The sequence below is a fragment of the Stenotrophomonas sp. Steno-Z1 genome, assembly GCF_056393175.1.
On the sequence record NZ_JBWJPB010000005.1, the window covers coordinates 192,654 to 210,424 of the forward strand.

The following is a 17,771-nucleotide window of genomic DNA, read 5'->3' on the forward strand; positions in this document are numbered from 1 at the left end:
TGCCCAGCGCCGGTGCGCGGGCCGGGGCCGGGGCAGGCGACCGCGGTTACGGCGATCAGCCCAGGTACTTGTCCTTGAGCCGCACGTAGTGGTCGGCCGAGTAATGCAGTGATTCGATCTGCTTGTCGGTCAGGGTGCGCACCCTCCGCGCCGGGTTGCCGACCCACAGCTCGCCTTCGCCGACCACCTTGCCCGGACCGACCACTGCGCCGGCCCCGACGAAGCCATGCCGCTCCACCCGCGCCCCGTCGAGGATGCACGCGCCCATCCCGATCAGGCTGTAATCGCCGATGGTGCAGGCATGGATGATGGTGCCGTGGCCGACCGTGACCCCCTCGCCGATCAGCGTGGGGAAGCCTTCCAGGTTGTACGGGCTGTGGTGGCTGACATGGATGATGGTGCCGTCCTGGATATTGCTGCGCGCGCCGATCCGCACGTGGTTGACGTCGCCGCGGATCACCGTGCCCGGCCACACCGACACGTCATCGCCCAGCACCACGTCACCGATGAGGGTGCAGGCCGGATCGATGTAGCAGCGCTGGCCCAGGACGGGAAGCTTGTCGAGGAAGGGACGGATCGGGGACATGTGGCACTCCGGCAACGCAGGGGCAGGGACGCCGCCTGCAGCGTTGTCCCGGCCCCCGATGATAACGCGGGGGCGCCGACGCCCGCCGATGGCGTGCATGCCCCCCGGTAGAGCCGACCGTTGGTCGGCTGCCCGTCCCCCGACTGCGAATGTTGCGCAGCCGGCCAATGGTCGGCTTCACCGGGAATGTTGCGCAGCCGACCAATGATCGGCTCTACCGGGGGGCGTGCGTGGCCAGCATCTGGCGGAACAGCGCGTCCAACGCCCCGCTGTCGCCACTGCCCGACGCGAGCGGCGGCGCGGCATGCTCCATCGCCGCCAGTTCGGCCTCGATGTACGCGCTGATCACCCCAATCCGTGGGCCATCGGCAACCTCGGCGCTGGCCCGCTTGACCACCAGCAGCTGGTCGATCGCCGCGCGCACCGGGCCGTGGGGCAGCAGGCGATCCAGCAGCAGCTCGAAGGCCATCGGCGGCGGATCGGGCTCGCACTCGATCCAGCGGCAGGCCAGCAGCGGGCGAAGCACATACAGGTACTTCTTGGTGCGCACCCGCTCGCCGCGCAGATAGCCGCGGAAGTTGGTGCGGGCCATGTTGAGGTAATGCCACCAGCTGCCCAACGGCGAATGGAACTGCTGCACTGCATCCAGCAGCGCGGCCACCGCCGCGTCGTCCTGCCGGTACACGATCGGCGAGCGCAGCCATTCGGACAGGGTCGGGTTGGATTTGGACACCAGCCGCAGTGCCTTGCGCAGGTCCCAGCCGCTCACGTCCAGTTCGTCGTCGATCGGCAATTCGATGACGTCCCGCTGCGCCTGGCCGGGCCCGGTGGCCTCGTTGACGCTGAGGTACCACGGTTGGCGATGCACGTAGATGAAGCGCGCATCGTAATCGCTGTCGGGCGAGGAAAAGCCCCAGCCGCGACTGCCCGACTCGCAGGCCATCAGCACGCGCACGTCATGTACGCGTTCGATGCGCTCCAGTTCGACCATGATGGCGGCGCGCTTGTCCGGCGCGATCGGGTGGATATCCATGTCTGCTCTCCTGCGTCCTGCAGCGCTGCGGGGGCGGTGGAACCTATGGGCCGACCGAGGGTCGGCGCTGGCGGGGTGGGGGTCGCCTCACGCGGCGCGGATGCGGCGTGCGCGTTCCAGGTGCACCAGCAGCAGCGAGATCGCCGCCGGGGTCATGCCGGGGATGCGCTGGGCCTGGCCGATGGTCTGCGGGCGCACGCGTTCGAGTTTCTGCTGCACTTCGGCCGACAGGCCGCGCACGCTGGCATAGTCGAAATCGCTGGCGATGGCGGTGTTCTCGTGGCGCTGCTGGCGCTCGATTTCCTCACGCTGGCGGTCCAGGTAGCCGGCGTACTTCACCCCGATCTCGACCTGTTCGGCCACCTTCGGGTCGGCCACGGCCGGGCCCAGCGACGGCACCTGCATGAGCTGGGCGTAGTCCAGCTCGGGGCGCTTGATCAGATCCAGCACGTTGGTTTCGCGGCTCACCGCTACGCCCAGGGTGGCTTCCACTTCGCGGCCGAGCGCATTGCCCGGGGTGGCCCACAACGCGCGCAGGCGTGCCGATTCGCGCGCGACCGCCTCCTGCTTGGTCTGGAAGGCCGCCCAGCGGCGCTCGTCGACCAGGCCCAGCGCGCGGCCCAGTCCGGTCAGGCGCACGTCGGCATTGTCTTCGCGCAGCTGCAGCCGGTACTCGGCGCGGCTGGTGAACATGCGGTACGGCTCGGTGGTGCCGTGGGTGATCAGGTCATCGACCAGCACGCCCAGGTACGCCTCGTCGCGCCGCGGGCACCAGCCAGCGTCCCCGCGCACGTGGCGCGCGGCGTTGAGGCCGGCCAGCAGCCCCTGCGCGGCGGCTTCTTCATAGCCGGTGGTGCCGTTGATCTGGCCGGCGAAGAACAGGCCGGCCACGCTCTTGGTCTGCAGGGTGTTGTCCAGCCCGCGCGGATCGAAGAAGTCGTACTCGATCGCGTAGCCGGGGCGGGTGATGTGGGCGTTCTCGAAGCCGCCGATGCTGCGCACCAGGGCCAGCTGCACGTCGAACGGCAACGAGGTGGAGATGCCGTTGGGATAGATCTCCACCACGTCCAGCCCTTCGGGCTCCACGAAGATCTGGTGGCTGGCCTTCTCGGCGAAGCGCACCACCTTGTCTTCGATCGACGGGCAGTAGCGCGGGCCGATGCCCTCGATCTGGCCGCTGTACAGCGGCGAGCGGTGCAGCGCGGCACGGATGATCTCGTGGGTGCGCTCGCTGGTGTGGGTGATCCAGCAGCTGACCTGGGCCGGATGCTCGGACACATCGCCCAGGTAGGACATCACCGGGCGCGGATCGTCGCCGGGCTGCTCGTCCATCACGCTGTAATTCAGCGAGCGGCCATCGATACGCGGCGGGGTGCCGGTTTTCAGGCGGTCGATCACGAACGGGCGCTCGCGCAGGCGTGCGGCCAGCGTGGTGGCCGGCGGGTCGCCCATGCGCCCGGCGGCGTACTGGGTCTGGCCGACGTGGATCTTGCCGGCCAGGAAGGTGCCGGCGGTCAGCACCACCGCCGGTGCGTGGAAGGTCAGCCCGGTCTGGGTCACCGCGCCGCGCACGGTGTCGCCGTCGATCAGCAGGTCGTCCACCGCCGCCTGGAACACGGTCAGGTTGGGCTGGGCCTCCACGATCTGGCGGATGGCCATGCGGTAGAGATTGCGGTCGGCCTGGCAACGGGTGGCGCGCACGGCCGGGCCCTTGGAGGCATTGAGGGTGCGCCACTGGATGCCGGCGCGGTCGGCGGCATGCGCCATCGCCCCGCCCAGGGCGTCGATCTCCTTGACCAGGTGGCCCTTGCCGATGCCGCCGATGGCCGGGTTGCAGCTCATCGCGCCGATGGTTTCGACGTTGTGGGTCAGCAGCAGGGTGCGCGCGCCGCTGCGCGCGGACGCCAGCGCGGCTTCGGTGCCGGCGTGGCCGCCGCCGATGACGATGACGTCGTAACGGTAGAAGGAGTCGGTCATTGGCTTGGGGCTCGGGGGGCGCGCGTGGCCCAGGATCGGCCCTGGAACCAGGCCGCGGGTGGTGATTTTAGCGCCAAACGGGGCGATAGCCGAAAACAGCCCTCAAGTTGGCACGTTTTCTGCAGATAACCCAATAGCACCCAGGATGGCAGGCGCCCATGGCGCTACGGACCGGAATTGGAACAGGGGCCGGTCCATGCGCATCCCGGGGAAGCAGAAGGGCCGACAGTCGGGGGACTGTCGGCCCTGTTTTTTTGCGTGCTCCGCCGCGACCCGAAAACAGAAGGCCCCGCCATGGCGGGGCCTTCTGCGTTGTAGGTGCCGACATCCGTCGGGGCCGGAACAGGGGGGATCCAGAGTTTCCCGGCGGATATCGACATAGAACTGGATGTGACGCGCTGTGTCGTTTTTGTCACTTTACGACCGAGCCCGTCACCACCCGCCTAGATTGAACCGGGTGGGTGGTGAAAATCAAGATGGATCAGGGCTCAACTGTGCGCTGGTTCAACTTGTTCATAGTCCGCCAGGGTGAACCGCTAGAGCGCTGGGCCGGGCGCGGAGCCTGGGCCGGACGCGCCTGCGGCTGCGGCGGGCGTTGCTGCTGCTGCGGTGGCCGCGCCAGCGAGTCCATGTTCCGCCACGGCGAGCCGCCATTGTTGGGCGGACGCGGGCGGTCCGGACGCACCGGCGGGTTGCCGCCGTTGCCCGGGCGCGGCGGCGGACGATGGTTGTGGTTGTGCTGCGGCGGGCGATAGTTGGGATACGGGCGGTAGTTGGGGTAGCCGTAGCCACCCCCGTAGTAACCGCCACCGTAATAGCCACTGCCGTACCCGTAGCCATTGCCGTAGCCATAGGGGTAACCGTAGGGGTAGCGGTATTCCACCGACGGGGCGCCGTGGTAGTAGCCGCTGCCACCGCCGCCGCCGACATAGTCGTACGTGGCGCAGCCGGACAGGGCCAACAGCAGGCCACCGGCGAAGATCAGGCGCAATTTCATGATGGGGTCCCCCCGAGGGTATGGAGCCAGCTTCAGCCCGCCGCGTTGAATCGGCCCTTAACTCAGCCCCGATCCGATGAATGATTGCCATGGTGTCACGCCCGGGCGGCGCGTTGCGAACCGTGGCCATACGTTAATCTTGCGTCATGAGCGATTCACCCTTGCCCTGTGTCGACGACCTCCTGGCGGCCGCCGCACGTATCGCCCCGCATGCCAGCGTGACCCCGGTGCTGCAGTCGCACGTACTCGACGGGCTGGCGGGCGCTGCGCTGGCGTTCAAGGCCGAGCACCTGCAACGCGGCGGCGCGTTCAAGTTCCGGGGCGCGTGCAACGCCGTCTGGTCGCTGGACCCGGACCAGGCCGCGCGCGGCGTGGTCACCCACTCCTCGGGCAACCATGGCGCCGCCCTGGCGCTGGCGGCCCGCACCCGGGGCATTGCCTGCAACGTGGTGGTGCCCGAGGGCGCGGTGGCGGCCAAGCTGGCCAACATCGTCCGCCATGGCGCCACCATCTGGCGCTGTGCGCCCAGCATCCAGGCGCGTGAAGCGATGTGCGCGCAGGTCCAGGCGCAGACCGGCGCCGCCCTGGTGCATCCCTATGCCGACCCGCGGGTGATCGCCGGGCAGGGCACCGCGGCGCTGGAGCTGTTGCACAGCCACGGCCCGCTGGACGTGCTGGTGGTGCCGGTGGGGGGCGGCGGGCTGGCCGCGGGAACCCGGCTGGCGCTGCAGGCGCTGGCACCGCAGGCGCGGCTGGTGCTGGCCGAGCCGGAGGGAGCCGCCGACACCGCACGCTCGCTGGCCGCTGGCGAACGTCGCATCGATTTCACCCCGGACACGGTCTGCGACGGCCTGCGCACCACGCTGGGCGCGCCCAATTTCACGCTGCTGCTGGGCAAGGCCGAGGTGGTCACCGTGCCCGATGCCGCCACCGTGGCGGCGATGCGCCTGCTCTGGCAGGTGCTCAAGCAGGTGGTGGAACCGTCCTCGGCGATCGCCCTGGCGGCCATCCTGTCCGACCCGGCGCGGTTTGCCGGGCAACGGGTCGGGGTGGTGCTGTCCGGCGGCAACGTCGACCTGGACGCACTGCCGTGGGCGCGCGCATGAGCCGGCGCGCGCGGGTGGGCGTGCTGGGCTGGCTGTGGCGGCTGTGCATCGTGCTGGCGGCCTGGCTGCTGGGCGTGACCGCCTGGATCGTGTGGGTGGGTGAACGCGATCAGGCGGCCAAGGCCGACGCGATCATCGTGCTGGGCGCGGCCGCCTACGATGCCAAGCCGTCACCGGTGTTCGAAGAGCGCATCCGCCACGGGCTGGACCTGTACGAGCAGGGCTATGCGCCGCTGTTGATCTTCACCGGTGGCTACGGCGGCAGCGGTGCACGCTTTTCCGAATCGCAGGTGGCGCGCCGTTATGCGCTCAAACAAGGCATTCCCGATGACGCGATCCTGATCGAGACCGCCTCGCGCACCACCCGCCAGAACCTGATCGAGGCACGGCGGCTGATGCAGCAGCGCAAGCTGCACCGGGTGATCATCGTCAGCGATCCGCTGCACATGGCGCGCGCGCTGCGGTTGGCGCGCGAGCTGGGCATCGACGCGTTGGCGTCCTCCACGCCGAGCACGCGCTTCCGCAGCTTCCACACCAGCTGGAAGTTCCTGGTGCAGGAAATCTATTTCTTCCACCGCGACCTGTTCCCGGCATAGGCCGCGTAAAGCCGACCGTTGGACGGCTGGGCCACCGACCAGGCATACAGGTAGCCAGCCACGTAGAGCCGACCGTTGGTCGGCTGCACCGCCGACCAGGCGTACGGGTAGCCGACCAACGGTCGGCTCTACGATCAGCGCGGTTGGCTCAGGGCGTCCTGCGCCGGATCGGGATCGCCGATTCCACACCAGTTGGACGTTCTTGGCGCAGGAAATCTATTTTCCACCGCGACCTCTTCCCGGCGTAGCCCGCGTAGAGCCGACCGTTGGTCGGCTGGGCCACCGACCTGGCGTCCGGGTAGCCGACCAACGGTCGGCTCTACGCGATGTGCGCTTTTGGCTCAGGGCGTTCTGCACCGGATCGGGATCGCCGATTCCACACCAGTTGGACGTTCATGGTGCAGGAAACCTATTTCTTCCACCGCGACCTGTTCCCGGCGTAGCCCGCGTAGAGCCGACCGTTGGTCGGCTGGGGCCACCGACCTGGCATCCGGGTAGCCGACCAACGGTCGGCTCTACGATCAGCGCTTTTGGCTCAGGGCGTCCTGCGCCGGATCGGGATCGCCGAGACCGGTACGCTGGCGACGTCGTGGCCGTGTTCGCGGATCGGTGCGCCCGCCTCGGGCGCCCAGGCGTGGGCGTAGATGACCTCCCAGCTGCTGGGCAGCCGGCCATCGTCGCGCCGCAGTGGCTCGTAGGCCGCGCGCGCGGCGGCGAAGCGGCCGCGTCCGGTCAGCGTGTGGCGGCGGTCGTGGCGGGCGTTGGTGGCACCGATGGCCTGCAGTTCGCGCATCAGTGCGGTCAGGTCGTCGTAGGTGAGGGTGAACAGGTCGCGGTCCAGCACCGGGTCGCGGAAGCCGGACATCATCAATGCATCGCCAAACTGGGCGATGGGCGCGAAGCGGCTGACATGCGGCACCGCGTCGGCCTGAGCGAAGGCCTCGCGCAGTTCGATCAGCGTATCCGGGCCGAACGTGGAGCACAGCAGCAGGCCGCCAGGCTTGAGCGCGCGCCGAAAACCGGCGAACACCGCCGGGAGGTCGTCCACCCACTGCAGGCACAGGTTGCTGTAGATCACATCCACGCTCTGGTCCAGCAGCGGCAGGGCCTGTGCATCGGCGCAGACACGCGAGAACGGCTTCCACCAGCCGGCCTGCTTCTTCGCTTCGCGCAGCATCGGCTCGGCCAGGTCGAGCGCGATCACCTGCGCCTTGGGCCAGCGCTTCTTCATCGCCGCACTGGCATGGCCGGTGCCGCTGCCGATGTCCAGCACCACCTGCGGCTGCCGGTCTTCCAGGTAGTCCAGCGATTCCAGCAGGCGCTTTTCCACCTCGCGCTGCAGCGCGGCGGCGGCATCGTAGCTGCTGGCGGCGCGCGAGAACGCGCGGCGGACGTGGCGGGGGTCGAAGCTGGACGTCATGGAAGGCTCACTGCGGAAAACAAGGGTGCAAGGATCAGAACGTACCCGGGTAGGCGCCGCCGTCGATCAGCAGGTTCTGCCCGGTGATGTAGCCGGCGTGCGCGCTGCACAGGAACGCGCAGGCGGCGCCGAACTCGTCGGCGGTGCCGAAGCGGCCGGCCGGGATGTGGGTGCGCTTGCGCTCGGCGAGCTGGCCGGCGTCGATGCCCTGCTGCTGGGCCAGATAGGCGAAGTTGCCGCGCAGGCGGTCGGTATCGAACTGCCCGGGCAACAGGTTGTTGAGGGTGACGTTGTGCGCGACGGTCTTGCGCGCCAGGCCGGCGACGAAGCCGGTCAGCCCCGAGCGCGCACCATTGGACAGGCCGAGGATGTCGATCGGCGCCTTCACCGAGGAGGAGGTGATGTTGACCACGCGGCCGAAGCCGCGCTCGATCATGCCGTCCACGGTGGCGCGGATCAGCTCGATCGGGGCCAGCATGTTGGCGTCCAGTGCGGCGATCCAGTCGTCACGGGTGAACTGGCGGAAGTCGCCGGCCGGCGGGCCGCCGGCGTTGTTGACCAGGATGTCGACCTGCGGGCATGCCGCCAACGCGGCTTGCCGGCCGTCGACGGTGGTGATGTCGGCGACCACGCCGATGACCTTGCGCGCGCCCGGCAGCGCCTGCAGTTCGCGTACGGCGCGGTCCAGCGCGTCTTCGCCGCGCGCGGCGATGACCACGTTGACGCCTTCGCGCACCAGCGCACGCGCGCAGCCCAGGCCGAGGCCTTTGCTGGCGGCGCAGACCAGGGCCCAGCGCCCGGCGATTCCAAGGTCCATGGGTCAATCCTGTGGTGAGAGACGGGCGTACATGATCGGCGATGCGCGGTGATGGGGTCAGGACAGGCCGGCAACGAAGTGTTGCAGCTGCGTGGCGACCTGGTCGGCGTGGCCCAGGAACGGGGCGTGGCCGCCGTGGGCAACCACGTGCGCGTGCGCCGCCGGTGCCAGCGCGGCGGCCGCCTGCATGCCCGTTGCCGACACCAGCCGGTCGCGCTGGCCGGCCAGCCACAGGCTGGGTTTGCCCAGCCCGGGCAGGGCGCCACGCAGATCGGTGGTCTCCAGCAGCCGCAGACCTTCCTGCAGCGCGCGTGGGGCCGGCTCGCCGCGCGCCACGAGCATCTCGCGCAGGCTGCGCAGTTCCTGCCGGGCATGTTCGGAGCCCATCGCATCCAGCGCCAGGAAGCGCTCCAGGGTGCCGCGGTAGTCCTGCGCCAGGTCCTGCCCGAACTGCTCGAACACCGCCGGCTCGACCGCATGCGGCCAGTCGTCGGCGCGCACGAAGCGCGGGGTCGCGGCGATCATCGCCAGCGCGCGGACCTGCGGCAGCGTGGCGGCGGCATGCAGCGCGAACAGGCCGCCCAGTGACCAGCCGCACCACACCGCCGGCGGCGTGGCGGCGGCGATGGCGTTGACCACGTGCGGCAGGCGCAGCGGGGTGGTGTCTTCGCGGCTGTGACCATGCCCGGGCAGGTCGACCAGATGCAGCTGGTACTGCGCGGACAGGCGGTCGACCAGCGGCGCGAACACCCCGCCGTGCAGGGCCCAGCCATGGATCAGGACCAGCGCCGGCCCCTGGCCGAGCACCTCGATATGCAGGCTCACAGCGACCGGCTCACGCGCTCAATGCATCCAGCGACTGCTGGCGCAGCACGGTGTCGCGGGCATGCCCGATCGCATCGGTCAGTGCACGCACCTGCGCCGGGGTATGCAGTGCCGACAGGGTCACGCGCAGGCGCGCCTTGCCTTCGGGCACGGTCGGCGGGCGGATTGCGCTGACCAGGAAGCCGGACGCTTCCAGCGCGGCCGACAGCGCCATCACGGTCGATTCGGCACCGCACAGCAGCGGCTGGATGGGCGTATCGGAGGGCATCAGTTCCAGCCCGTGCTGGCGCGCACCGGCACGGAACACGGCAATCAGCTCGCCCAGTTTTTCGCGGCGCCAGTCGTCGCGCCGGGCCAGCTTGACCGCGGCCAACGACGCGGCGGCCTGCGCCGGCGACACCGCCGTGGTGTAGATGTAGGGGCGGGCGGTTTCGGCCAGGTGCTGGATGAGGGCGTCATCGCCCACCACCACCGCACCACTGCCACCGAGCGCCTTGCCCAGCGTGGCCAGTTGCAGTGGCACGTCGGCCACGCCCAGGCCGGCATCGGCCACGCAGCCGCGGCCGTGTTCGCCGACCACGCCGATACCGTGCGCGTCGTCCACGTACAGCAGGGCTTCCTGCATGCGCGCCACCAGCGACAGCGAACGCAGCGGGGCGATGTCGCCGTCCATGCTGAAGACGCCATCGGTGGCCAGCATCGCCGCGCCGTCCGGCGCGTGCTTCAACTGGCGCAGCGCGCCTTCGGTATCCAGGTGCGGGTAGCGGCGCAGGCGGCAGCCGGCCAGGCGGGTGGCATCGAGCAGGCTGGCGTGGTTGAGCCGGTCCTGCACGCACACGTCGTCTTCTTCGCTGAGCAGTGCCTGCTGCACGGCCAGGTTGGCGGCAAAGCCGCTGCCGAACAGCAGCGCGCGCGGATAGCCCAGCCAGTCGGCCATTTCGCGCTCCAGCGCGTCATGCAGGGCATGGTGGCCGCAGATCAGGTGCGAGGCGGTGGCGCCGGCGCCTTCGCGCGCGGCCGCGTCCTGCAGCGCGCTGACCACGCCGAACTGCTGCGACAGGCCCAGGTAGTCGTTGCTGCAGAAGCCGGTGAGCCATTGGCCGTCGATCTCCAGCCGCACGCCATCGCGACGGGTCACCGTGCGGCGCACGCGAAGACGCCCCTGCGCGTCGCGGAGCTTGCGCTGGGCCTGGATGCGGTCGTGCAGGTCGGGGCGGGCCATGGTCGTCGGCTGGCATGGATGGGCAGTTAGCGTACCCGGTTGGCGGGCGCCGCGCTGCCCCGGCCGGGCGGCCGGGGCGCCGGCCTCAGGCCGCCCGGCCACAGCCGTGGCCGGCGGTGATGTCCGCGTGCACGGTGCCCGGGTGGTCGTGGTCGGCCGCGTCCACCTGGACCGCCATCGGGCGCAGCCCCAGCCGCTCGAACAGGGCCCGGTCGTGAGCGGTGTCCGGGTTGCCGGTGGTCAGCAGCTTTTCGCCATGGAAGATCGAGTTGGCCCCGGCCAGGAAGCACAGCGCCTGCAGCTCATCGCTCATCGCCTCGCGCCCGGCCGACAGCCGCACCATCGACCGCGGCATCACGATGCGGGCCACCGCGATCATCCGCACGAACTCGAACGGGTCCAGCGCGGTGGTGCCATGCAGGGGGGTGCCGGCCACCTGCACCAGCCGGTTGATCGGCACCGAGTCGGGATGGGCGGGCAGGGTGGCCAGGGCCAGCAGCAGGCCGGCGCGCTGCTCGCGGGTCTCGCCCATGCCGACGATACCGCCGCAGCAGGTCTTCAGCCCGGCGTCGCGGACGTGGGCGAGCGTGTCCAGCCGGTCCTGGTACTGGCGGGTGTGGATGATCGCGTCGTAGTAGTCCGGCGCGGTGTCCAGGTTGTGGTTGTAGTAGTCCAGCCCGGCTTCGCGCAGCGCCTCGGCCTGCGATCCGCTGAGCATGCCCAGCGTGGCGCAGGTTTCCAGGCCGAGCGCCTTCACCTCGCGGATCATCGCCGCCACCTTGGGGATGTCGCGATCCTTGGGCGAGCGCCAGGCCGCGCCCATGCAGAACCGCGAGGCGCCGGCCGCCTTGGCCTGGCGGGCCTTGGCCACCACCGCGTCGGTGTCCATCAACTTCTGCGCCGCCACCCCGGTGCTGTAACGCTGGGCCTGCGGGCAATACGCGCAGTCCTCGGGGCAACCGCCGGTCTTGACCGACAAGAGGGTGGAGACCTGCACTTCCGCCGGATCGAAGTGCTCGCGGTGGATGCCGGCGGCGCGGTGCAGCAGGTCCGGGAACGGCAGCGCGAACAGCGCCAGCAATTCGTCGCGGTGCCAGTCGTGGCGGAGGGCGCTTGTCATGGGAATGGCCTCGGCGGGCAGTCGAGCGGGCCGGGAGTGTCGTGTGGCAAGTACTGGCCTGTCAACCATAACATGTATTAAAAGGTTTACATGGCGGACAGGCAACGCCAGCCACTGGCCGACACCGAGAACCGCCGCAATCCTCTACAGTCCTTGGTCCCCATCAAGAACGAAACCGCATGACCCTGCCCCGTTTCACTTACCACCCGGACCCGCTGGCCACCGGCAGCGTCATTGCCGACGACACCGTCTGCGTCTGCTGTGACCAGGCGCGCGGTTACGTCTACACCGGGCCTGTGTATGCCGTAGAAGAGTACGAGGCGGAGATCTGCCCTTGGTGCATCGCTGATGGGTCGGCCAACGCGCGGTTGGGAGCCAGCTTCACCGACGATGAAAGCCTATTCGGCGATGGGTCGGGCGAGGTTCCCCAAGCGGTGGTCGACGAAGTGAGCCGCCGCACCCCGGGGTTCAGTGGCTGGCAGCAAGAGCAGTGGTGGACCCACTGCGGCGACGCCGCGCAATTCCTCGGCCGCATCGGCCATGCGGAACTGGTCGCCGCTGGCGCACAGGCGATCGCCGCGATCCAGGACAGCGCCGGTTTGGACGACGGTCCGGAGTGGGCGCATTTCTTCACCGCGCTGGACAAGGACGGCTCGCCCAGCGCGTACCTGTTCCGCTGCGCGCACTGTGGCGAACTGGGCGGTTACCAGGACCGCGACTGAAGGATGCGCCCGTCACCGGGCGGAGGGCTGACCGGCGACAACGGCATCAACCGACAGACACGTATCGGCAAGGTGGTCACGCTGTAGGCACGCCCTCCCCATTGGTGATTGCGTGTTCGCCCGAATATCTGCCGCGCTGACATGGCTGGGCCACCAGGCCCTGCCGTTGCGTTGCCTTGTCTGCCAGGAGCCCGGCAGCGACGGGCGCGACCTGTGCCTGGCCTGCCATGCCGCACTGCCATGGAATGACCACGCCTGCCCGCTGTGTGCGCTGCCACTGCCAGCCCACGAACCTGCCGAGCGCTGCGGCAGCTGCCTGCACGAACCACCCCGCCAATCCGCCGCCGCTGCGGTGTTCCTGTATGCCGCGCCGGTGGACCAGTTGCTGATCCGTTTCAAGTTCCACCAGGACCTGGCCGCCGGACGCCTGCTGTCCCAGCTCATGCTGCAGCGCGTGCCCACGTTCGTCGCCGGGCCACTGGCGCCAGTGCCGCTGCACTGGCGGCGGCTGCGTTCGCGCGGCTACGACCAGGCGCTGGAACTGACCCGGCCGCTGGCGCGCGCGCTGCGGCAACCGCTGTGGCGCGGGTTGCAGCGTGATCGCCTGACCGCGGCGCAGTCACGCCTGGATGCCGACGCGCGGCGCGACAACCTGCGCGATGCGTTCGCGGTGACTGCGCCGCCACCGGCGCGGCTGACCGTGGTCGATGATGTGATGACCACCGGCGCCACGCTGGATGCGGTGGTGCATGCCGTGCAGCGTGCCGGCCTGCCCGATGTCGCGTTGTGGGTGTGCGCGCGGGTGCCATGACGGCGGCGCTATACTCCCGTGTTGTCCCCACCAGGACCGCACCCGATGGATCCGTTCGCCACCTTCGACTTCGACGACTTCTGGGACGACTGCGACTACGCGCAGCAGAACTACCAGGAGCCACCCCCCGGCGACGCGGTGATCGCCGAACTGCAGGCCGAGCTGGGCTACCGCATCCCCGATGCGTATGTCGCCCTCGCACGGCGCCACAACGGCGGCCTGCTGCGGCGCAGCTGCCACCCGATGGACGAGGCCACCAGCTGGGCCGAGGACCACGTCCAGGTCTGCGGCCTGTATGCGCTGGGGCGGCAGAAGCCGTACTCGCTGGGGGGCGAGTTCGGCTCGCGTTTCATGCAGGAGCAGTGGGGCTATCCGGACATCGGCATCGTGTTCGCCGACTGCCCCAGCGCCGGACATGACGTGCTCATGCTCGACTATCGCCACTGCGGGCCGCAGGGCGAACCGCAGGTCGTGCACGTGGACCAGGAGGCGGACTACGCGATCACCGTGGTCGCGCCGGACTTCGCTGCGTTCATCCATGGGTTGGTGGACGAGGAGGCCTTCGATGACGCCGCCGAAACGCTGGAGATCGATCTGGTCACGGTGGACCGGGGCACCTTGTCACCGATCGTTCGGCGCGCGCTGGATGCCTCGGCCACCGTGCTCCCCCACGGCGAGCGCCACCTGCGCGCGCTGGCCAGGAAGATCACCGAAGAGAAGGGCTTCTTCGCCCTGCATGCCGACGCAGACTCGCATCGCATGTACGACTGGATGTTCTGGCTGTACTCGCAGTTGGCCACGGCCACCTCGTTCACGCATTTCGTGAAGCTGCCCGCCGAGCAGAACGACTACGCAACACCGTGCTACGAACTGATGCTGCCCTTCGACCTCGTCGCGGCGCCGTTCGGCTTCAAGACCGGCGGCTTCGCGCCCGGGTTCGTCGAGGAGTGGTGGAACGCGCGCGTGGCCGAAGGTGCCATCGTGCCGGTGGACGGCGGCTATCGTTTCAGCGCCGAGGCCGAGCAGCGGCTGCTGCATACCGCCGCCACCGAACCGACCTGAGCCACGGCGTAGCTCCGCGCACCATGGCCGGGCGTTGGCATGGGCCCACCCGCGCCCCGCGCCCGTGTCTCTTCCCTGATGGGCTGCAGCGGGCGCGGATGCCCAGCGGCCTGCTGGCCATCGCGCCCGGCGCGATGATGGTGGCCGACCCATTGCCGGACATTGCCGTCCCCACCTTGTGGATCGGCATCGGCAACCTCATCTTTGGATTGCTGCAGGTGCCGGTGGCATCCCGCCTCCGCCGCCTGCGCTGAACGGCGCCGGGCGATGCACGGTGCCACCGACATGGAGGAGGGCGTATGCGCAGGTATCTTCTTGCAGCACTGTTGTTGGCAAGCACGGCGGGCTTGATGGGATGCAAGCCGGCAACACGGCTGTTCAACCCGGACACCTCGGCCGCCCCCCTTGCACAGTCGCGCATCCTCATGCGCGAGGTGGACGAGCAGGGCAGCGCCGGCGCCACAGTGCTCAAGGATGCGGACGGCAGGCCGCTGGCGGTCCTGGAGCCGGCCTTCATCACCACCGCCGATATCGCATCGATCACCCTGGCCCAGGCGGCACAGGGGCAGGAGCCGGTGCTCAACGTGACCATGACCGACGCGGCCGCGCCGCGGATCCAGGCCGCCACCGAAGCACGCATCGGCCGCCGCGTGGCCTTCAGCATCGGTGACAAGGTGCTCTCGGTGGCCACCATCAGCGGGCCGTTCGGCAAGGCGATGCAGGTGGCAGGAGTGGGTGACCAGGCCGAGGCTGCGCGCATCTTCACCGAAATCACCGGCAAGCAACCCTGAGCCCTTCCGGCATGCGGGGCCAACCACCAGGACAGGAGTCTGTGCGGCATGACCCAGGGATGGATGACGGGGTTGATGATGCTGGGCCTGGCGCTGGCAGGCACCAGCGGTGCACGCGAACGCTGCACCTGGCCGGAGGCGATGCCGATACGCCCACTGGTATTGGTGGGCGAACTGCACGGCACCGTGGAAACGCCGGCACTGGTCGGCGAGCTGGCCTGCGCCGCCGCCGCGGACGCCGCCACGCCGGTGACGGTGGCGCTGGAGATGGACCCGACCGAGCAGGCGCGGATCGATGCGTACCTGGCGTCGGCCGGTACGGCGGCGGACCGCAGCGCATTGCTGGCAGGACGGTTCTGGACCCGCACGATGCAGGACGGGCGCTCCAGTGTGGCGATGGCGGCGCTGATCGAGCGCCTGCGCAGTCTGCGTAGCGAGGGCCGTGCCATCCAGGTGGTGGCGGTGGACACCCTGCGCCATGCGGATCGCGATGCGGAGATGGCCGCCAACATCCGGCGCGAGACACGGCGTGAGGGCGCGCGCGTGATTGCCCTGTTGGGCAACCGCCATGCGAGCGGGCACAAGGGCGTCCAGGATGATCCCGGGTACGTGCCGGCCGGCTACCTGCTGGCGGACCTGCAACCGCTCAGCGTGCGGGTGGACGCACCGCGTGGCAGCGCGTGGGTGTGTGCACCGACCTGTGGCGTGCTGGCGTTCGGCGCGCGTTCCAGCGCCGCGGCACCGGTGGCCGCGGGCTACGCACCCATCGCCACGCGCCCCGGTTACGACGGCGTCTACATGCTCCCGGCCTTGACCGCCTCGCCACCGGTGCAGACGCCCTGAGCGCCACGTGCCGCCGGCTCAGCGGAAGTTGGCCTCGATCTGCTCCAGCGACTTGCCCTTGGTCTCCGGCAGCCAGAACGCGGCGATCAGGAAGTACAGCAAGGTGCAGCCGGCCCAGAAGAAGAACATGCTGGCATAGCCGTGGTGGCCGACGGTGGGCAGGAAGATCGCCGCGATCACGGTGGAGACGAACTGGTTGATCAGCAGTGCGATGCTCATCCCGTTGGAGCGGATCCGGGTGGGCATCAGTTCGGACAGCGCCAGCCACACGCACACGCCCGGGCCCACGGCGAAGAACGCAACGAACAGCAGGATGCAGCCGGCCACCAGCCAGCCATGGGTGGGCGAGGGCACCGGGCCGATCATCGCGCGTTCGATCACCAGCGGCGCCTGCGCGGCGTGGGCGGGATCGGGGAAGGGGTTGAGGTGCAATCGGCGGAAGAACGCGCCGATCACGCTGTCGGCCGACACCGCGTCCTCGCGGCGGATCTCCAGCGTCGCGTCGATGGGGTTGTCGCTGCGCAGCGCGCGCACGTTGCTGAAGCCGCCATACGCGTAGGACACCGTGAGCTGCTGCGCGGCCTCGCCGGCGTTGCGGTCCAGCCGCTGCCACTGCGCCGCATCCAGCGGCAACGACAGCGTGCTGCCGGCCACCTGCTGCTGCAGTTGGGCGTGCACGTCCAGGCGGCCGTGCTCGCTTTTGACGAACAGCAGCGCGGCCGCCAGAAGCGCCACGGTAATGCCGCCGCTGCCCAGCATCAGCAGGAACTTGCGGCCCTTGCGGTCCACCAGCACTAGCGCCACCACCGTCATCACCGCGTTGAGCAGCTTGATCGCCACGTCCGCGCCATTGGCGACCGAGCCGGGCAGCCCGGCCTGGTTGAGGATGTTGACCGCATAGGCCAGCACCGAGTTGATGCCGGTGGCCTGGGTGAAGGCCAGCACCAGGCAGGCCAGCACGAACGGCCACACGTAGCGGCGGCTCAACAGCGGGTCGCGCTTGCCGCCGGCATGGGACGGCACGTCATCGGGCGCCTGCATGCGCTGCAGGGTCGGCTCCACCTCGCTGGCGGCGACGGTGCGCTGCAGGGCGGCGCGGGCGGTGTCGATGCGACCACGCCGTACCAGCCAGCGTGGCGATTCACTGATCAACATCACCCCGGCGGTGAACACCAGGCCGGGAAGCAGGCAGCTCCAGAAGATCGTGCGCCACGCATGGTCCTTGACCGCGAACAACAGGCGCTGCTGGTCGGCGGCCGGCAGGTGGCGCACCGCCTCGGTGGCGGCATCCACCGCATGCGCGTGGTACAGCCCGATCAGCGCGGCCAGCACCAGGCCGATGGTGAGCAGCAGCTGGAACATCGCCGCGCCCCGGCCCCGGCGCTCGGGGCTGAGCACTTCGGCCAGGTACAGCGGCACCACCACGCCGATCAGGCCGCCGCTGATGCCCTGCAGCAGCCGCCCCATCAGCAGCGCGGCGTAGCCGTTGGACAGCGCCATCACCGGGATGCTGGCGGTGAACAGCACCCCGGCCAGCAGCATCGCGCCCCGCCGACCGATCAGGTCGGCGACCATGCCGGCGAACAACGAGGACAGCACGCTGCCCAGCAGCACTGCCGCCACCACGAAGCCGAGCTGCTGGCTGGTGAGGTGCCAGCTGGCGGTGGCCGTGGCCTCCAGGTAGGGCAGGGCGCCGGCGATGATGCCGATGTCGATGCCGTAGAGCAGGCCGCCCATGCCGCCGATGAACAACAGATAGCGCACCGGCCAGCGCGGGGCGTCGGCGTGGGCATGCATGGGCGTAGCGGCGGAAACCTGATTCATCGAGCCGGTCCTGTCTGCA

The 17,771-nt window shown here is 69.7% G+C and carries 18 protein-coding genes; 8 read left to right on the forward strand and 10 right to left on the reverse strand.

The window, feature by feature from the left end; translation table 11 throughout:
- Nucleotides 1–55 precede the first annotated feature (55 nt).
- The 4 genes from AC06FD_RS14780 to AC06FD_RS14795 form a co-directional block, all read right to left on the reverse strand.
- A complete protein-coding gene (locus AC06FD_RS14780; protein WP_259208700.1) occupies nucleotides 56–586 on the reverse strand; it encodes a gamma carbonic anhydrase family protein in 531 nt (176 codons plus the stop codon).
- Between the two features lie 214 nt (nucleotides 587–800).
- Nucleotides 801–1,619 carry a nucleotidyltransferase domain-containing protein gene (locus AC06FD_RS14785; RefSeq protein ID WP_478078213.1) on the reverse strand — a complete coding sequence of 273 codons (819 nt, stop codon included), beginning with the start codon at nucleotides 1,617–1,619 and terminating at the stop codon, nucleotides 801–803.
- A gap of 87 nt (nucleotides 1,620–1,706) precedes the next feature.
- Nucleotides 1,707–3,596 (reverse strand): tRNA uridine-5-carboxymethylaminomethyl(34) synthesis enzyme MnmG, encoded by a 1,890-nt coding sequence (gene mnmG, locus AC06FD_RS14790; RefSeq protein WP_394163244.1) that lies wholly within the window; start codon nucleotides 3,594–3,596, stop codon nucleotides 1,707–1,709.
- 481 nt (nucleotides 3,597–4,077) lie between these two features.
- Entirely contained in the window at nucleotides 4,078–4,593 is a 516-nt protein-coding gene (locus tag AC06FD_RS14795; protein WP_478078214.1) for a hypothetical protein, read from the reverse strand.
- A 146-nt stretch (nucleotides 4,594–4,739) separates the two neighbouring features.
- On the opposite strand from AC06FD_RS14795, the gene AC06FD_RS14800 reads away from it, so the two are divergent.
- On the forward strand, nucleotides 4,740–5,699 hold the full coding sequence (locus tag AC06FD_RS14800; protein WP_394163248.1) for a pyridoxal-phosphate dependent enzyme: 960 nt from the start codon (nucleotides 4,740–4,742) through the stop codon (nucleotides 5,697–5,699).
- Complete coding sequence (locus AC06FD_RS14805; RefSeq protein WP_394163250.1) at nucleotides 5,684–6,295, forward strand: YdcF family protein; 612 nt, start codon at nucleotides 5,684–5,686, stop codon at nucleotides 6,293–6,295. Before AC06FD_RS14800 ends, AC06FD_RS14805 begins: the two co-directional genes overlap by 16 nt.
- Nucleotides 6,296–6,830: 535 nt before the next feature.
- Here the strand turns inward: AC06FD_RS14805 and bioC are convergent.
- The 5 genes from bioC to bioB all read right to left on the reverse strand — a co-directional run bounded on the left by bioC (nucleotide 6,831) and on the right by bioB (nucleotide 11,699).
- Nucleotides 6,831–7,715 carry a malonyl-ACP O-methyltransferase BioC gene (bioC, locus tag AC06FD_RS14810; protein WP_259208711.1) on the reverse strand — a complete coding sequence of 295 codons (885 nt, stop codon included), beginning with the start codon at nucleotides 7,713–7,715 and terminating at the stop codon, nucleotides 6,831–6,833.
- Between the two features lie 34 nt (nucleotides 7,716–7,749).
- The gene (locus AC06FD_RS14815) at nucleotides 7,750–8,532 is read right to left on the reverse strand and encodes an SDR family oxidoreductase (RefSeq protein ID WP_259208713.1); all 783 of its coding nucleotides are present in this window, start codon (nucleotides 8,530–8,532) and stop codon (nucleotides 7,750–7,752) included.
- A gap of 57 nt (nucleotides 8,533–8,589) precedes the next feature.
- Nucleotides 8,590–9,351 carry a pimeloyl-ACP methyl ester esterase BioH gene (gene bioH, locus AC06FD_RS14820; RefSeq protein ID WP_478078250.1) on the reverse strand — a complete coding sequence of 254 codons (762 nt, stop codon included), beginning with the start codon at nucleotides 9,349–9,351 and terminating at the stop codon, nucleotides 8,590–8,592.
- Between the two features lie 16 nt (nucleotides 9,352–9,367).
- Nucleotides 9,368–10,579 (reverse strand): 8-amino-7-oxononanoate synthase, encoded by a 1,212-nt coding sequence (gene bioF / locus AC06FD_RS14825; RefSeq protein WP_259208715.1) that lies wholly within the window; start codon nucleotides 10,577–10,579, stop codon nucleotides 9,368–9,370.
- An 85-nt stretch (nucleotides 10,580–10,664) separates the two neighbouring features.
- On the reverse strand, nucleotides 10,665–11,699 hold the full coding sequence (bioB, locus tag AC06FD_RS14830; RefSeq protein ID WP_478078215.1) for a biotin synthase BioB: 1,035 nt from the start codon (nucleotides 11,697–11,699) through the stop codon (nucleotides 10,665–10,667).
- 179 nt (nucleotides 11,700–11,878) lie between these two features.
- Between bioB and AC06FD_RS14835 the strand changes: the two genes are divergently transcribed.
- From AC06FD_RS14835 to AC06FD_RS14860, 6 genes are all read left to right on the forward strand, one after another.
- Nucleotides 11,879–12,421: a CbrC family protein gene (locus AC06FD_RS14835; protein WP_478078216.1), complete on the forward strand. Its 543-nt coding sequence runs from the start codon at nucleotides 11,879–11,881 to the stop codon at nucleotides 12,419–12,421.
- A 112-nt stretch (nucleotides 12,422–12,533) separates the two neighbouring features.
- Nucleotides 12,534–13,232 (forward strand): ComF family protein, encoded by a 699-nt coding sequence (locus AC06FD_RS14840; protein WP_478078217.1) that lies wholly within the window; start codon nucleotides 12,534–12,536, stop codon nucleotides 13,230–13,232.
- A gap of 45 nt (nucleotides 13,233–13,277) precedes the next feature.
- Nucleotides 13,278–14,294 (forward strand): SMI1/KNR4 family protein, encoded by a 1,017-nt coding sequence (locus AC06FD_RS14845; protein WP_478078218.1) that lies wholly within the window; start codon nucleotides 13,278–13,280, stop codon nucleotides 14,292–14,294.
- A 98-nt stretch (nucleotides 14,295–14,392) separates the two neighbouring features.
- Nucleotides 14,393–14,548 carry a hypothetical protein gene (locus AC06FD_RS14850; protein WP_478078219.1) on the forward strand — a complete coding sequence of 52 codons (156 nt, stop codon included), beginning with the start codon at nucleotides 14,393–14,395 and terminating at the stop codon, nucleotides 14,546–14,548.
- A gap of 96 nt (nucleotides 14,549–14,644) precedes the next feature.
- A complete protein-coding gene (locus AC06FD_RS14855; RefSeq protein WP_259208726.1) occupies nucleotides 14,645–15,085 on the forward strand; it encodes a SecDF P1 head subdomain-containing protein in 441 nt (146 codons plus the stop codon).
- 48 nt (nucleotides 15,086–15,133) lie between these two features.
- Nucleotides 15,134–15,928, forward strand: a complete 795-nt coding sequence (locus tag AC06FD_RS14860) for a hypothetical protein (RefSeq protein WP_478078220.1) — start codon at nucleotides 15,134–15,136, stop codon at nucleotides 15,926–15,928.
- 18 nt (nucleotides 15,929–15,946) lie between these two features.
- On the opposite strand, the gene AC06FD_RS14865 is transcribed toward AC06FD_RS14860, so the two are convergent.
- Nucleotides 15,947–17,752: a sugar porter family MFS transporter gene (locus AC06FD_RS14865; protein ID WP_259208728.1), complete on the reverse strand. Its 1,806-nt coding sequence runs from the start codon at nucleotides 17,750–17,752 to the stop codon at nucleotides 15,947–15,949.
- Nucleotides 17,753–17,771 lie beyond the last annotated feature (19 nt).

Bases quoted from the DNA above. Each gene is read 5' to 3' on its own strand.
- AC06FD_RS14785 (WP_478078213.1), bottom strand. From the start codon at position 1,619: ATGGATATCCACCCGATCGCGCCGGACAAGCGCGCCGCCATCATGGTC.
- AC06FD_RS14860 (WP_478078220.1), top strand. From the start codon at position 15,134: ATGACCCAGGGATGGATGACGGGGTTGATGATGCTGGGCCTGGCGCTG.
- AC06FD_RS14835 (WP_478078216.1), top strand. From the start codon at position 11,879: ATGACCCTGCCCCGTTTCACTTACCACCCGGACCCGCTGGCCACCGGC.
- AC06FD_RS14815 (WP_259208713.1), bottom strand. From the start codon at position 8,532: ATGGACCTTGGAATCGCCGGGCGCTGGGCCCTGGTCTGCGCCGCCAGC.
- bioB (WP_478078215.1), bottom strand. From the start codon at position 11,699: ATGACAAGCGCCCTCCGCCACGACTGGCACCGCGACGAATTGCTGGCG.
- bioF (WP_259208715.1), bottom strand. From the start codon at position 10,579: ATGGCCCGCCCCGACCTGCACGACCGCATCCAGGCCCAGCGCAAGCTC.
- AC06FD_RS14865 (WP_259208728.1), bottom strand. From the start codon at position 17,752: ATGAATCAGGTTTCCGCCGCTACGCCCATGCATGCCCACGCCGACGCC.
- bioC (WP_259208711.1), bottom strand. From the start codon at position 7,715: ATGACGTCCAGCTTCGACCCCCGCCACGTCCGCCGCGCGTTCTCGCGC.
- AC06FD_RS14845 (WP_478078218.1), top strand. From the start codon at position 13,278: ATGGATCCGTTCGCCACCTTCGACTTCGACGACTTCTGGGACGACTGC.
- AC06FD_RS14850 (WP_478078219.1), top strand. From the start codon at position 14,393: ATGCCCAGCGGCCTGCTGGCCATCGCGCCCGGCGCGATGATGGTGGCC.
- AC06FD_RS14800 (WP_394163248.1), top strand. From the start codon at position 4,740: ATGAGCGATTCACCCTTGCCCTGTGTCGACGACCTCCTGGCGGCCGCC.
- mnmG (WP_394163244.1), bottom strand. From the start codon at position 3,596: ATGACCGACTCCTTCTACCGTTACGACGTCATCGTCATCGGCGGCGGC.
- AC06FD_RS14780 (WP_259208700.1), bottom strand. From the start codon at position 586: ATGTCCCCGATCCGTCCCTTCCTCGACAAGCTTCCCGTCCTGGGCCAG.
- AC06FD_RS14795 (WP_478078214.1), bottom strand. From the start codon at position 4,593: ATGAAATTGCGCCTGATCTTCGCCGGTGGCCTGCTGTTGGCCCTGTCC.
- AC06FD_RS14855 (WP_259208726.1), top strand. From the start codon at position 14,645: ATGGGATGCAAGCCGGCAACACGGCTGTTCAACCCGGACACCTCGGCC.